Source organism: Pseudochrobactrum saccharolyticum (assembly GCF_008801715.1).
Taxonomy (GTDB): domain Bacteria; phylum Pseudomonadota; class Alphaproteobacteria; order Rhizobiales; family Rhizobiaceae; genus Pseudochrobactrum; species Pseudochrobactrum saccharolyticum.
The window spans coordinates 493,006-507,292 of the sequence record NZ_VZPG01000002.1 but is presented as its reverse complement, the minus strand read 5'-3'; the positions used below and the strand labels follow the sequence as shown (position 1 = coordinate 507,292).

Here is a 14,287-nt window from a genome sequence, read left to right as displayed (position 1 = left end):
GAAACGGGTACGCCTCGCCCTATGTATTGAGTATTACGAATCCTGACGGCAGTGTTTCGCTCCGTTCTCCGATAGCCAAAGGCAGTTAATGATGAGAGATCCAATTGAAACCGTTATGAATCTGGTCCCGATGGTGGTTGAGCAGACTGCACGCGGTGAGCGGGCCTATGATATTTTCTCGCGTCTTCTGAAAGAACGCGTGATTTTCGTGAACGGTCCGGTTGAAGACGGCATGGCTATGCTGATCTGCGCGCAGCTTCTGTTCCTTGAAGCGGAAAACCCGAACAAGCCGATTGAAATGTACATCAATTCGCCAGGTGGCGTGGTCACTTCCGGCATGGCGATTTATGACACGATGCAGTTCATCAAGCCTCCGGTTTCCACGCTCTGCATGGGGCAGGCGGCATCTATGGGCTCGCTGCTGCTGACAGCCGGTGCAACCGGTCAGCGTCTGGCACTGCCGAATGCACGTATCATGGTTCACCAGCCATCCGGCGGTTTTCAGGGGCAGGCTTCCGATATCGAGCGTCATGCGCAGGATATCATCAAGATGAAGCGCCGCCTCAATGAAATCTACGTCAAACATACCGGCCGTGATTATGAAACTATCGAGCGTACGCTCGACCGTGATCATTTCATGACCGCTCAGGAAGCGCTCGAATTCGGCCTGATTGATAAAGTGATCGAATCACGCGATCTCGGCGAAAAGAAAGACTGATAAACCGGATTCTGATCCGTTTTGCCTGAAAAACGGATCAGTTTTCTGAAGACCGGAATTTCGTGACAAGTGGTTTTCCGGCAGAAATCTTCGGCATTGTATAATTTTAGCCACATTTTTTCTGCCATTACCGCTTTTACTGTACTGTCGCATAAAACAGTGCGGTAGACAGGTTGTAAAACTGTCTTTTGCCTGTTTATGCTGAATGCTGTGTTAAGTGATTGTTTGGGTCTTGTGCCTAAAAAGACGACTGCCGTTCATGTCGGTTTCGGTCGGGAAGACATAACGGTTAGAACTTGGTGCCTGTTGCGGACAGCGGGCGGCCATTACTGAAAGGAAACTGCGATGAGCAAAGTCAGCAACGGCGGTGGCGATTCCAAAAATACGCTCTATTGCTCCTTTTGCGGAAAAAGCCAGCATGAGGTGCGCAAGCTGATTGCGGGGCCGACCGTTTTTATCTGTGATGAGTGCGTCGAGCTTTGCATGGACATCATCCGCGAGGAAAACAAATCCTCGATGGTGAAGTCGCGTGAAGGCGTTCCGACCCCGCAGGAAATTATGGCGGTTCTCGATGATTACGTCATCGGTCAGAGCCATGCCAAGCGTGTTCTGTCGGTTGCGGTTCATAATCATTACAAGCGTCTGGCTAACCAGCCAAAGAGCGGTGATGTTGAGCTGGCAAAATCCAATATTCTTCTGGTTGGCCCTACCGGTTGCGGTAAGACCTATCTGGCACAGACACTGGCGCGCATCATTGATGTGCCGTTCACCATGGCTGATGCCACGACACTGACCGAAGCCGGTTATGTCGGTGAAGATGTTGAAAATATCATTCTCAAACTGTTGCAGGCTGCCGACTACAATGTCGAGCGTGCGCAGCGCGGTATCGTCTATATCGACGAAGTGGATAAAATCAGCCGTAAGGCCGATAATCCGTCGATTACCCGTGACGTATCCGGTGAGGGCGTACAGCAGGCTCTGCTGAAGATCATGGAAGGCACTGTGGCTTCCGTACCGCCGCAGGGCGGGCGCAAGCATCCGCAGCAGGAATTCCTGCAGGTGGACACAACCAATATCCTGTTCATTTGCGGTGGTGCATTTGCCGGACTGGATAAGATCATTTCGTCCCGTGGCGAAAAGACCTCCATCGGCTTCAGCGCGACTGTAAAAGCGCCGGATGAACGCCGTATCGGTGCGATTTTCCACGAGCTGGAGCCGGAAGATCTGGTGAAATTCGGTCTTATTCCGGAATTTGTCGGTCGTCTGCCGGTTATTGCGACACTGGAAGATCTGGATGTGGCCTCTCTGGTCAAGATCCTGTCTGAGCCGAAAAACGCTCTGGTGAAGCAGTATCAGCGTCTGTTCGAGATGGAAAATGTTGAGCTGACATTCCATGAAGATGCGCTGCTGGCAATTGCTGGCCGTGCGGTAGAGCGTAAGACCGGTGCCCGTGGTCTGCGTTCGATCATGGAAAAAATCCTGCTTGATACCATGTTTGACCTGCCGACACTGGAAGGTGTTCAGGAAGTGGTTATTTCCGGCGAAGTCGTGGATGGCAAAGCGCAGCCGCTTTACATCTATGGCGACCGTAAGGAAGAAAAAGGCACGGTTTCCGCTTAAGGAAACAAACAGCCTGTCAGCTGTGACGAAAATTAAAAACGCTCAGGAGCAATCCTGAGCGTTTTTCGTTTGAATATACGTTCAAGAGCTCACGTTCTTATATTTATGAGTTAAAATATCATATTTTATTGTGCTGGATTGTGGACGATAGGGGAAACACGGCGAAACCGGCACTTTAGGCGTTTCTTTAACCGCGAAACCGCTTTAAAAGATGGGTATGAAAATTGCATTTTGATCCGGTGGTCATAAATGCGCTGATTTATTCTGCTGTATGAAGCATAAACAGTGCTTGAAATAGCGGCAACGGGTGGCCAATTATACAGTCGATGCACGCAGTGATTTGCTGATGAAACGGGGGTCATTGTGTGGCGATCGGGTGGTTAACCCGGGAAAGGACTTAAAATGACGGATACAGAGTTGAAGACATCGGTGGGTGGTCAGGACGGGCTCTATGCCGTATTGCCATTGCGCGATATTGTTGTCTTCCCGCATATGATTGTGCCGCTTTTTGTCGGCCGCGAAAGATCAATCCGTGCGCTTGAAGAAGTGATGGGCGTTGATAAGCAGATCTTGCTTGCCACGCAGAAAAATGCTGCTGACGATGAGCCGGCCAATGACGCGATTTATGAAATCGGTACAGTTGCCAATGTGCTGCAGCTGCTGAAACTGCCGGACGGCACTGTAAAAGTGTTGGTCGAAGGTATTGCACGCGCCAAGATTTCCAAATTCAGCGACCGTGAAGATTATCACGAAGCCTATGCTGACATTCTCGAACTGCCGGAAGAAGAGCCGGTGGAAATCGAAGCGCTGTCCCGCTCGGTGATGAGCGACTTTGAAAATTATGTGAAGCTGAACAAGAAGATTTCGCCTGAAGTTGTCGGCGCGACCAGTCAGATCGACGATCATTCGAAACTGGCCGATACGGTAGCCTCGCATCTGGCGATTAAGATTGCTGAAAAGCAGGAAATGCTTTCGATCCTGTCGGTTCGTGAGCGTCTTGAAAAAGCTCTGGAATATATGGAATCCGAAATCTCGGTTCTTCAGGTTGAAAAGCGCATCCGCTCGCGTGTTAAACGCCAGATGGAAAAGACCCAGCGCGAATATTATCTGAACGAACAGATGAAGGCGATCCAGAAGGAACTGGGCGACGGTGAAGACGGCAAGGATGAACTGGCCGAGCTGGAAGAACGCATTGCCAAGACCAAGCTGAGCAAGGAAGCTGCGGAAAAAGCGCAGGCTGAAATGAAGAAGCTGCGGTCGATGAGCCCGATGTCGGCGGAAGCCACAGTGGTGCGCAACTATCTAGACTGGCTGCTGTCCCTGCCGTGGAACAAGAAGTCCAAGGTCAAAACCGATCTGGCTTTTGCCGAGGAAGTGCTGGATACAGAACATTTCGGCCTGGATAAGGTTAAGGAGCGTATTGTCGAGTATCTCGCGGTACAGTCACGCGCTGCCAAGATCAAAGGCCCGATCATCTGTCTCGTAGGCCCTCCGGGGGTTGGTAAAACCTCGCTGGCGCGCTCGATTGCCAAGGCAACCGGTCGTGAATATGTGCGTATGTCGCTTGGCGGTGTGCGTGATGAGGCTGAAATCCGCGGTCACCGCAGAACCTATATCGGCTCCATGCCGGGCAAGGTTGTGCAGTCGATGAAGAAAGCCAAGAAGTCTAACCCGCTGTTCCTTCTCGATGAGATTGACAAGATGGGGCAGGATTTCCGCGGTGATCCGTCATCGGCAATGCTGGAAGTGCTGGATCCGGAACAGAATGCAACTTTCATGGATCATTATCTGGAGGTCGAATATGACCTGTCCAATGTAATGTTTGTGACGACTGCAAACTCGCTGAATATTCCGGGCCCTCTGCTTGACCGTATGGAGATCATCCGTATTGCCGGTTACACCGAGGATGAAAAACTTGAAATTGCCAAGCGCCATTTGCTGCCAAAGGCAATCAAGGAACATGCTTTGCAGCCGAATGAATTCTCGGTTGATGAAGCAGCCATTCTTGCTGTGATCCAGCACTACACCCGCGAAGCCGGTGTGCGTAGTCTTGAACGTGAAATGATGAAGCTGGCGCGTAAAGCTGTCACGGAAATCGCACGTAAAAAGACCAAGTCGGTTCATGTGACCAAGGATAATATTTCTGATTATCTCGGTGTCATGAAGTTCCGTTACGGACAAATCGACGGTGAAGATCAGGTTGGTGTTGTTACCGGTCTGGCATGGACGGAAGTGGGCGGCGAATTGCTGACCATTGAAGGTGTGATGATGCCGGGTAAAGGTCGTATGACCGTGACTGGTAACCTGCGTGATGTGATGAAGGAATCCATTTCGGCTGCGGCATCCTATGTCCGCTCCCGTGCGGTGGATTTCGGCATCGAGCCTCCGCTGTTCGACAAGCGCGACATCCACGTGCACGTACCGGAAGGTGCGACACCGAAGGATGGTCCGTCTGCCGGTACAGCAATGGTAACCGCAATTGTTTCTGTGCTGACCGGTATTCCGGTACGCAAAGACGTTGCTATGACTGGTGAGGTTACATTGCGCGGTCGTGTTCTGCCAATCGGCGGCCTGAAGGAAAAACTGCTCGCAGCTCTGCGCGGCGGTATCAAGAAGGTGCTGATTCCGGAAGAAAACGCCAAGGATCTGGCTGAAATTCCGGACAATGTGAAAAACGCATTGGAAATCATTCCGGTCTCTTATGTCGGTGAGGTGCTTGAACATGCACTGATCCGCAAGCCGGAACCGATCGAATGGGTTGAACCGGAAGTATCAGCCATTGCTAAAACCGGCGATGATGATGCTGTTGTGGGCATGGCTCACTAATCATCTGCAATAAAAAATCAAAAGCCCCGCAAGTCTGACTTGCGGGGCTTATTCTTTAATTGGGGTAAACTGGCAAAGTTACATTCCAACGATTTTGCGGGGCGGGTTGTCCGGTATCAGCGCAATTGACACTGATGCGTTTTACCTGATCCGCATCATCTCGCCATGCTGTATCCAGTGGCAGCAGACATTCAGGTACAGCCACCTTGGCATTAACAACAGGAAATGCCCAATTGCTGTTCTGCTCTATGTTTTGATGATTGATAAAACGCGCGGCAACGGCGGCAATCTCATCAGGATTTTGCATTGTTGTATTTACCTGCCTTTGGTGTTCGGCAAAAATCGCATGGCACATACGCAGATTATCGAGGCCGAAACGCTGGCGGCAATAGATGCGGATGTCATCAATACGAGCCAGCGACAGCTTTTCAAAAGCCTCAACATCACATTCCCCGCAAACAATCGGATTAACAAAGAAGAGTTGCAGAGAGGGCTGTTGCTTGACGAAAAACGTATAATCCGTGTCATGCTCGCGATATTTTACCTCAATGCCGGTGAACAGAGCCGCTGCCAGTAACAATGGCATCAGGCCGAGGGCGGCGAACAATGCGTGTTTTCTCATGAGAGAGTACCATTCTTAAAACAGATATCTCTGCCGTAAGCAGTGAACATCCGAATGGCAAATATAAAAAAGACCAGTATCAAACTGGTCTTTTCATTTTGGGAGGCTTTATATTTTTAATGTTCTGCGCCTGAGCCGCCGACAGCAACAATGCTGAATGGCTGATCGGCCACAGGTATGGTGCGGTCTTCTTTGAGGCTTTCAATATTAATCAGGCGTACCAGACTGTGGCGCGGATCGGTAATCGCAATATGGTCACCCGCAACGGCCAGACGCGGGCGCGGATCACGCCAGTGGCCGTCTTTGCTGTAAGGCTCGGTCACTTTCGCAGAACGGGTGATTGTGCCATCCAGAATATTGATGAGATGAAGCTGGCCGTCTTCCGTCAGCACATAGGCATTTTTCAGGCGGGCAGGGTCGAGCGCAAAATCCACACGACGGGTCGGCAGATCAACCAGGCGATAAGGCGTGTCGCTTTCCGGATCGATCAGAGCAATCTTGTCCTCACCATAATTGCCGAGGAAAAACTGCATCGCTTTGCTGCCAATCAATGTACTGACTTTGCCCTTTGGCAGATCAGCACCATAGGTCAGCATTTTCAGCTCGGCTTTTTTATCTTTGGACGGGCTGGCGATCAGCACGCCTTCCTCACAACCAAACGCAGCGAGACTGGCGGAGAAGGCTTCGCCATGCAAGGCTGTGCAGGTTGCAACATCGCCGGTCTGCGTGCCGTCGGCCTCAAGAACACGCAGGCCGAGGCGTGGCGGCAGGGCGTCGGGCTTGGTTTCTGCTTCCAGATTTGGCACGGAAGCCAGATATTGATCGCCGAAAGGCACAATCACACCATGATGCGGCGCTGTGGCATCAATGATCTTTGCCTGCGGATTGCCTTTCAGAATATCCTGCTCGGACAGTTCATGGCCTTTGCCTTCGCGGTCGAAGAACAGCACAACATTGTCACCATGCATCACCGCATGAACCGGACGTTTGCCTTCAAATTTCTCATCCAGCAAGGCTGTGTCCGAAACTTCCAGATCACGATGGTCGCCATGATCGGAAAGGCTGATGCCGGTTTTAATGACATTCACCTGATCGGCATCGGATTGCACGGCGAATACAGTTTCGCCGGATGCACTCGCCGTCAGACCGGCATAGCCTTTGATATCAAATTTTCCGAGTTCTTTGCCGCTCTCCAGATCAATCGCCCGAACCACCGGCTTGGTATGATCGGCAACAAACAAACGCCAGACCTGCTTATGTTCCTCATCTGCACCGGCATGACCGGCAATCAGTAGGGAGCCTAATATGCCGAGCGCCGTTGCGCATTTTAGTTGTTTTAGCATCATAAACCTCAAGTCGAAATGTAATAACATTACGACTGATAGATGCGTTTATCTGACATGTCTATGCCGCAAAAGAAATTATTGTAATTTTATAACATAAATAGAACGGTCTGATTGAAACTTAATCGTCAGAACCGCTCTATCTTTTTATCCTCGCATTGTCCGACGCAAACCGCTTCGACTTTGTTGGAAATGCTTTTATGGCTGCGTTTATAAATGCAGCCATTCCTTTGCACGGGCAATATCGTCCTGCGAGAGCTGATGACCTGCATTGAGCGTCTCTGCCGTTAAACTCGCGCCGTTCTTGCTGAGCCATGTATTCAGCGCTTCAGCATATTTGCCGTAAGGATCAGATTTTCCGGCCAGAGTCAGTACCTCTGTGCCGGACAGGTCAGCCTGCGGTACATCTTCCAGCACATGCATCGGGCGGCACAGAATAGCGCGGCGGATCAGTTTCGGGAAAAGCGCCATCACTGCAGCGGCAAAATTTGCACCATTGGAGTAGCCGAGCACCGTGATATCTTCCGGTTTCAGGCCATAAGAAGCAATTGCCCCTTCAAAAAAGGCGTTAAATGCCTCAGCCTCCGAGCGGATATCCGCCTGATCGAACTGCGTGGCGCCAAAGCGGCGGAACCAGCGGGCAGTCCCTTCCTCATGGCTGCGTCCGCGCACGCCGAGCAGGGTAGCACGCGGGTTGACGCGATGCGCCATCGGCATCAGATCGGCTTCATTGCCGCCGGTACCGTGTAGCAGTAGAATAACACTGCCATCGGGATTTTCCGGCGTATAGAAGCGATGCACAAAGGGCAGGTCACGCATGGCAATTCTTTCCTCTCCGGGCATCGCAAATTGCGGCATTATCACTTTCAGATCCTGCGCGCGCTCCTGATTATGCGGTGGTACAAACAGTGTTTCGCCCAGATGCTCCGGTGTTTCATCAATGGTAAAACCCGGTCCGTCGGTTGCCAGCTCAATCAGTGTTCCGCCCGGTTCACGCACATAAAGTGAGGTGAAATATTTGCGGTCATGGAAGTTGGTGATCGACGAATTGAGGCGTGACAATTCTGCTTCAGCCGCTTTGACTGCATCAACATCTTTGGCGCGGAATGCCACATGGTCGGCAATGCCGGTTCCGGGAATGCCCGGCACAAAGCCGCTGACATTGCGAACATCCACGAAATCCGTATCGGAAACCATGCGCAACACAGTTTCTTCACGCTGACCTTCACTATAGCCGAAGCGCTTGATGAAAGCGGCGGTTTCTTCCTGCGTTTCAGTGAAAAGGGTAACGCTGTGCAGACGGGTGGGTGCAGAATTCCACGGATGTGCAGCCGGCATGTCATGACCGACCAGTTTGACGGTAACGCCATCGGGATCTTTGAGACGTAATACTGGTTCACCGAATTCACGCTTTGGCCCTTCAACGCGAATTTGCCGGGACAGAGCGCGTGTCAGCCAGTCACCGATTGATTCCGGCGGGACTGCGAGTGCAATTTCCGCTACCTGACCATGACCGACACGACCGCGCGCACCTTCTTCCCAGACAAGAAATGTAATCAATGAACCTGGTGAGCCAAGGGCATCACCGTAAAACAGGTGAAGCTGCTCACCGTCTTCAAAGCCGCCGGTTTGCTTGACCAGACGCAACCCCAGAAAACCTGCATAAAAATCAATATTGGCCTGCACATTGCGGGTGATAAGGGTCACATGATGGATACCGGAGGTCATATTGGCCTTTCTGAGACTGATAAAGCAGAGAATGAAATCAATCTCTGCCGAACTGTTCGGTGTTTCGCATTATATTATCGTAGATTTGTATTTTTGTAATATGGGCAGGGTGAACACTGTATCAACACCATTCAATTCCCGAAAAGTTGATTTATTTCACAGGCATAAAAAGACCCCGCATTGCAGAGCAATACGGGGCAGATATCGAGTAGGTATCATGAGGAGATCAACTTGGTGAAAATATCATCTGTTGACAGTCCAACTATACGCATGAGTGCATATTAAAATAGTCCAATATAAGACTGGCAAATTGTTGTAGTGAGAAAAATCCGGAGAAAGTGGTGAGCGCGCACGGGTTCGAACCGTGGACCTACTGATTAAAAGTCAGTTGCTCTACCGGCTGAGCTACGCGCTCTTGCAATTTCTGAGACATGAAGTCTCTGTCAGGAGCATCTCGGTAATGCTCTGCAAGTGGGGCGATACATAAGGCGGTTTGGCGCCATCGTCAACACTAAAATCAGTGTTTAAATTCAAAATCTTAAGTTTATACACAAGACAGGTACAAAGACAGATTTAATGCGCAGACAAACAAGCTGCTCAAATTTAAGAGGATTTTATAAGGGGAGAAAGTGGTGAGCGCGCACGGGTTCGAACCGTGGACCTACTGATTAAAAGTCAGTTGCTCTACCGGCTGAGCTACGCGCTCTTGCAATTTCTGAGACAAGAAGTCTCTGTCAGGAGCATCTCGGTAATGCTCTGCAAGTGCGGCGATACATAGGTGCCGATATCGCGATCGTCAACACCAAAAATCATTGTTTTTGATGTGAAAGCGGATTTTTTGAAGTTTTTTCCGGTTTTTCCCCATGTTGAGGTGCGGAAATCGCGCTCATATCATGCATATTTGATGATTTCTGTGTTCTGAAGAAAAATACAGAGGGGCGATTCATGCCTCCGAATGAGATTCTTTTAAAGAATGATTCCGGCAAGCCATTGTTTGCATGGCTGATTCCTGAAAATTTACCGATATTCGCACCTGCAGTTCCTATCCGGAACATTTCTGGCTATAAGACCCGCACGACTATAAGCAGCACCATGCCCGTGAGCTCGCACTGAATCAGCGGAGCAAGGCTGGTGGTTGCTGAAAGTCACGGATTTCGTAATTTGACAGGGAAATAATATGGCAATCGACATTTCTTATCTGACAGCCGTTGGTGCCGGTGCCTTATCTTTTCTCTCTCCTTGTGTTCTGCCGCTCGTGCCGCCTTATCTCTGTTATATGGCCGGTGTGAGTGTGGATGATTTCCGCAATGGCGGAGAGGCCTCGCAGGCCACACGCAACCGCATCCGGTTGCTGGTGACGTCATTTGCATTTGTTCTCGGCTTTACCACCGTATTTGTGGCACTTGGTGCCGGTGCATCGTCAATCGGTCACTTTCTGCGTCAATGGCAGCAGGAAATGGCGATTGCCGCCGGTCTTGTTATTATTGTGATGGGGTTGAATTTTCTTGGACTGATCCGCATTCCGTTGCTGTCACGGGAAGCACGTTTTCAGGCAAATTCCGCACCGGCCACACCTTTGGGTGCCTATATTATGGGGCTGGCCTTTGCATTCGGCTGGACACCATGTATCGGGCCGGTCTTGGGGCCGATCCTGACACTTGCAGGTTCCAAAGCTTCAGTGCTGGATGGTGCATCGCTGCTGGCTGTTTATTCGCTGGGGCTGGGCATTCCGTTTATGCTGGCGGCGCTGTTTTCCGGCCGTTTCATGCGGTTCCTGTCACGTTTCCGCGTGCATATGGGCAAGGTCGAAAAAGTAATGGGTATTTTGCTGGTGCTTGCCGGTATCCTGTTCCTCACCGGCGGTATGGAAGCTTTTGCTTTCTGGCTGCTTGAGACATTCCCTGTACTGGGCAAGCTCGGCTAATCACGATACGTACCGGTTGTTTCTGAAAAGTGACCGGCACAACCATAAATCCTGAACAGGAAACTGTTTAAAAACAGAATAATACCGCGATTCATGCAAAATCATCGGCACCTTGCTTGTTTTGTGTAAATGAATCTATACGTTTTGCCTTTAAAGTGGTTCTGATAATTCAGACCTCTTTGCCAGTTATGAAACACGGAATTAATATGGCTTCCAGATCCTGCCTGACTATCATCCTCGCTGCCGGTGAGGGTACCCGCATGAAGTCTTCCATGTCCAAAGTACTGCATGAGATTGCCGGTCTGCCGCTGGTGGGGCATGTGGTTAAGGCCGTGCAGGGTGCTGATGATGGGGCTGATCTGGCCGTTGTTGTCGGTCGCGGCGCTGCAGATGTACAGAAGGCTGTTGGCAAAATCAGCGATAAAGCACGTTTCTACGAGCAGACCGAGCGTCTTGGTACTGCCCATGCGGTTCTGGCTGCGCGTGAAGCTTTGGCGGAATCGCATGATGATGTGCTGGTCGTGTTTGGTGACACACCGCTGATCGAAGAAACCTCTTTGCGCGCTGCCCGTAACAAGCTGGCGGAAGGCGCGGATATTGTGGTGATGGGCTTCCGTCCGGAAAACCCGACCGGCTATGGCCGTCTGGTTGAAGAAAATGGCAAGCTGATTGCCATCGTTGAAGAAAAAGACGCGACGGACGAGCAGCGCAAAATCACATTCTGCAACGGCGGATTGATGGCGCTGAACGGCAAGCATGCGCTGCAGCTGATCTCTGCCGTGAAGAACGATAATTCCAAAGGCGAATATTATCTCACCGATGTGGTGAAGCTGGCACATGCGCAGGGGCTGAATGTTATTGCCATTGATGTACCGGTTGAGAATGTCATTGGCATCAATAATCGTGCAGAACTGGCCGAGGCTGAAGCTCTGTGGCAGGCACGCAAGCGCCGTGATGTAATGCTATCCGGCGTGACGCTGATTGCACCTGAAACGGTTTTCTTTGCGCATGATACGCTGATTGAGGCCGATGTGCTGATTGAGCCGAATGTGTTCTTCGGCCCTAAAGTGACCGTTGAGTGCGGTGCCGTTATCCATGCATTCTCTCATGTTGAAGGCGCACATATTGGTGCCAATACCAGTGTGGGGCCGTTCGCACGCCTGCGTCCGGGTGCAAAACTGGCCGAGAAAGCCAAGGTCGGCAATTTCTGCGAAGTGAAAAATGCGGATATCGGCGCCGGTGCCAAGGTCAATCATTTGTCCTATATCGGTGATGCAACTGTGGGTGCGGAAACCAATATCGGCGCGGGCGTGATTACCTGCAATTATGATGGCTATAACAAGTTCAAAACCATAATCGGTAGCAATGCCTTTGTTGGTTCCAACTCTGCTCTGGTTGCGCCACTGACAATCGGCAATGGTGTTTATGTGGCCTCTGGCAGCGTGATTACCGATGAAGTGCCTGAAAATGCATTGGCGCTCGGTCGTGCCCGTCAGGTTAATAAAGAAGGCCGTGCAGAGATTTTGCGCGAAAAATATAAAGCCATTAAAGCAAGCAAAAACAAATAATTATCATAAAATCGTCATTTTTAAATTTAAAGTGATGATAGGAATTGTGTGGTCTTAAGGCCTATAGGTCAGACCTTAAAACAAAGACGCAACAGGAACAGACACTCATGTGCGGAATTATTGGTATTGTCGGTAAACAGCCGGTCGCAATGCGACTTGTGGATGCGCTGAAGCGTCTTGAATATCGCGGTTATGATTCAGCCGGTATTGCCACTCTGGTGGATAATCAGATTGCCCGCAGCCGTGCCGAAGGTAAGCTGGTTAATCTGGAAAACCGTTTGGCGGCAGAACCGCTGAGCGGCACAATCGGTATCGGTCACACACGCTGGGCAACCCATGGTGCGCCGACAGAACGCAATGCGCATCCGCATGCCACTGAGCAGGTTGCGATTGTTCATAACGGTATTATCGAAAATTTTGCTGAACTGCGTACAGAGCTGGAAGCTGAAGGCGTTAAGTTCCAGAGCGATACGGATACGGAAACTGTAGCGCAGCTGGTCGCCCGCAATATCCGCTCCGGCGATGCGCCTGTTGAAGCCGTACGCAATGTGCTTAGCCGTCTGCGCGGTGCTTTTGCACTGGCTTTCCTGTTCACCGGCGAAAATGAAATGCTGGTCGCAGCACGCCGCGGTTCGCCACTGGCCATCGGCTATGGTGAAGGGGAAATGTTCCTCGGCTCCGATGCGATCGCGCTGGCACCGTTCACCGATAAAGTGACCTATCTGGAAGATGGTGATTGGGCAGTTCTGACCCGTGATAGCGTTGTCATCTATGATGAAGGCAATAATGCGGTCAGCCGTGTTGTGCAGCAGTCTGCCAGTGGTGCTTATGTTGTCAATAAAGGCAATTATCGCCATTTCATGGAAAAGGAAATCTATGAGCAGCCGGAAGTGATTTCCCGCACATTGGCGCATTATCTGGATTTCGCATCCTCGTCGATCCGCACCGATGTCAATAATATCGACTGGTCGAAGATCAACCGTATGGCTGTTTCCGCCTGCGGTACCGCTTATTACGCAGCAACAATCGGCAAATACTGGCTGGAACGTTATGCGCGTCTGCCGGTAGAGATCGATATTGCATCGGAATTCCGCTACCGCGAAATGCCGCTCTCAACCGATACGCTGGCACTGTTTGTGTCGCAGTCTGGTGAAACCGCCGACACGCTTGCATCGCTGCGCTATTGCCGCTCGCAAGGCCTGCCGATTGCCGCTGTGGTCAATGTGCGTGAATCCACCATTGCCCGCGAGTCCGATATTGTTCTGCCGACCCTGGCAGGGCCGGAAATCGGCGTGGCATCGACCAAGGCTTTCACCTGTCAGCTTTCGGTTCTGGCTTCGCTGGCACTATCCGCTGCCAAGGCACGCGGCACGATTACACCGGAAGAAGAGAAGCAGCTGGTCAGTGAGCTTGGCAATCTCTCTGGTGTGCTGCATGAAGCGCTGAAACTGGCACCAAAGATCGAAGCGATCTGCCGTGACCTGATGAATGTCAAAGATGTGCTTTATCTTGGACGCGGCACATCCTATCCGCTGGCTCTTGAAGGTGCGTTAAAGCTCAAGGAAATCTCCTATATTCATGCGGAAGGCTATGCAGCCGGTGAGCTGAAACACGGGCCGATTGCACTGATTGATGAAACCATGCCGGTGATTGTGATTGCACCATTTGACCGTCTTTATGAGAAGACCGTGTCGAATATGCAGGAAGTGGCAGCCCGCGGTGGCCGGATCATCCTGATCACGGACAAGGAAGGTGCAAAACACGCAAATGTGGAAGCACATTCCGTGCTGATTATGCCGGATGTGCCGGAATTCATTTCGCCTCTGGTTTATGCTCTGCCGATCCAGATGCTGGCTTATTACACTGCTGTCTTCATGGGGACAGACGTGGATCAGCCGCGTAATCTGGCGAAATCCGTGACTGTTGAATAGGTCAAGG

10 protein-coding genes and 2 tRNA genes are annotated in these 14,287 nt (G+C 51.0%); 6 read left to right on the top strand and 6 right to left on the bottom strand.

Translation table 11 applies throughout. From position 1 onward, the window contains the following. The first annotated feature begins 91 nt into the window (after window positions 1-91). From F7P81_RS08945 to lon, 3 genes are all read left to right on the top strand, one after another. Complete coding sequence (locus F7P81_RS08945) at window positions 92-718, top strand: ATP-dependent Clp protease proteolytic subunit (protein ID WP_022712351.1); 627 nt, start codon at window positions 92-94, stop codon at window positions 716-718. A gap of 345 nt (window positions 719-1,063) precedes the next feature. Then, window positions 1,064-2,338, top strand: coding sequence for an ATP-dependent Clp protease ATP-binding subunit ClpX (clpX, locus tag F7P81_RS08940; protein ID WP_075655371.1), 1,275 nt, complete (start codon window positions 1,064-1,066; stop codon window positions 2,336-2,338). Between the two features lie 402 nt (window positions 2,339-2,740). Continuing rightward, a complete protein-coding gene (lon, locus tag F7P81_RS08935) occupies window positions 2,741-5,164 on the top strand; it encodes an endopeptidase La (protein ID WP_075655370.1) in 2,424 nt (807 codons plus the stop codon). Between the two features lie 55 nt (window positions 5,165-5,219). On the opposite strand, the gene F7P81_RS08930 is transcribed toward lon, so the two are convergent. From F7P81_RS08930 to F7P81_RS08905, 6 genes are all read right to left on the bottom strand, one after another. Beyond that, window positions 5,220-5,786 carry a hypothetical protein gene (locus tag F7P81_RS08930; protein WP_151159240.1) on the bottom strand — a complete coding sequence of 189 codons (567 nt, stop codon included), beginning with the start codon at window positions 5,784-5,786 and terminating at the stop codon, window positions 5,220-5,222. A 116-nt stretch (window positions 5,787-5,902) separates the two neighbouring features. Then, the gene (locus F7P81_RS08925; protein WP_151159239.1) at window positions 5,903-7,132 is read right to left on the bottom strand and encodes a metallochaperone AztD; all 1,230 of its coding nucleotides are present in this window, start codon (window positions 7,130-7,132) and stop codon (window positions 5,903-5,905) included. 207 nt (window positions 7,133-7,339) lie between these two features. Next, window positions 7,340-8,857 (bottom strand): VOC family protein, encoded by a 1,518-nt coding sequence (locus F7P81_RS08920; protein ID WP_151159238.1) that lies wholly within the window; start codon window positions 8,855-8,857, stop codon window positions 7,340-7,342. 339 nt (window positions 8,858-9,196) lie between these two features. Next, window positions 9,197-9,272 (bottom strand) — tRNA-Lys (locus F7P81_RS08915). A gap of 215 nt (window positions 9,273-9,487) precedes the next feature. Next, a tRNA-Lys gene (locus F7P81_RS08910) sits at window positions 9,488-9,563 on the bottom strand. A gap of 103 nt (window positions 9,564-9,666) precedes the next feature. Beyond that, on the bottom strand, window positions 9,667-9,912 hold the full coding sequence (locus F7P81_RS08905) for a hypothetical protein (protein ID WP_151159237.1): 246 nt from the start codon (window positions 9,910-9,912) through the stop codon (window positions 9,667-9,669). A gap of 122 nt (window positions 9,913-10,034) precedes the next feature. On the opposite strand from F7P81_RS08905, the gene F7P81_RS08900 reads away from it, so the two are divergent. From F7P81_RS08900 to glmS, 3 genes are all read left to right on the top strand, one after another. Further along, window positions 10,035-10,781, top strand: coding sequence for a cytochrome c biogenesis CcdA family protein (locus tag F7P81_RS08900; RefSeq protein WP_022712343.1), 747 nt, complete (start codon window positions 10,035-10,037; stop codon window positions 10,779-10,781). A gap of 206 nt (window positions 10,782-10,987) precedes the next feature. Next, window positions 10,988-12,349: a bifunctional UDP-N-acetylglucosamine diphosphorylase/glucosamine-1-phosphate N-acetyltransferase GlmU gene (gene glmU / locus F7P81_RS08895; RefSeq protein WP_151159236.1), complete on the top strand. Its 1,362-nt coding sequence runs from the start codon at window positions 10,988-10,990 to the stop codon at window positions 12,347-12,349. Between the two features lie 107 nt (window positions 12,350-12,456). Next, window positions 12,457-14,280 (top strand): glutamine--fructose-6-phosphate transaminase (isomerizing), encoded by a 1,824-nt coding sequence (gene glmS / locus F7P81_RS08890; RefSeq protein WP_151159235.1) that lies wholly within the window; start codon window positions 12,457-12,459, stop codon window positions 14,278-14,280. Window positions 14,281-14,287: the final 7 nt, after the last annotated feature.

Coding starts and splice junctions, on each gene's coding strand:
- F7P81_RS08930 (WP_151159240.1), bottom strand. CDS start 5,786: ATGAGAAAACACGCATTGTTCGCCGCCCTCGGCCTGATGCCATTGTTA.
- clpX (WP_075655371.1), top strand. CDS start 1,064: ATGAGCAAAGTCAGCAACGGCGGTGGCGATTCCAAAAATACGCTCTAT.
- lon (WP_075655370.1), top strand. CDS start 2,741: ATGACGGATACAGAGTTGAAGACATCGGTGGGTGGTCAGGACGGGCTC.
- F7P81_RS08945 (WP_022712351.1), top strand. CDS start 92: ATGAGAGATCCAATTGAAACCGTTATGAATCTGGTCCCGATGGTGGTT.
- F7P81_RS08920 (WP_151159238.1), bottom strand. CDS start 8,857: ATGACCTCCGGTATCCATCATGTGACCCTTATCACCCGCAATGTGCAG.
- F7P81_RS08925 (WP_151159239.1), bottom strand. CDS start 7,132: ATGATGCTAAAACAACTAAAATGCGCAACGGCGCTCGGCATATTAGGC.
- glmU (WP_151159236.1), top strand. CDS start 10,988: ATGGCTTCCAGATCCTGCCTGACTATCATCCTCGCTGCCGGTGAGGGT.
- F7P81_RS08900 (WP_022712343.1), top strand. CDS start 10,035: ATGGCAATCGACATTTCTTATCTGACAGCCGTTGGTGCCGGTGCCTTA.
- F7P81_RS08905 (WP_151159237.1), bottom strand. CDS start 9,912: ATGTTCCGGATAGGAACTGCAGGTGCGAATATCGGTAAATTTTCAGGA.
- glmS (WP_151159235.1), top strand. CDS start 12,457: ATGTGCGGAATTATTGGTATTGTCGGTAAACAGCCGGTCGCAATGCGA.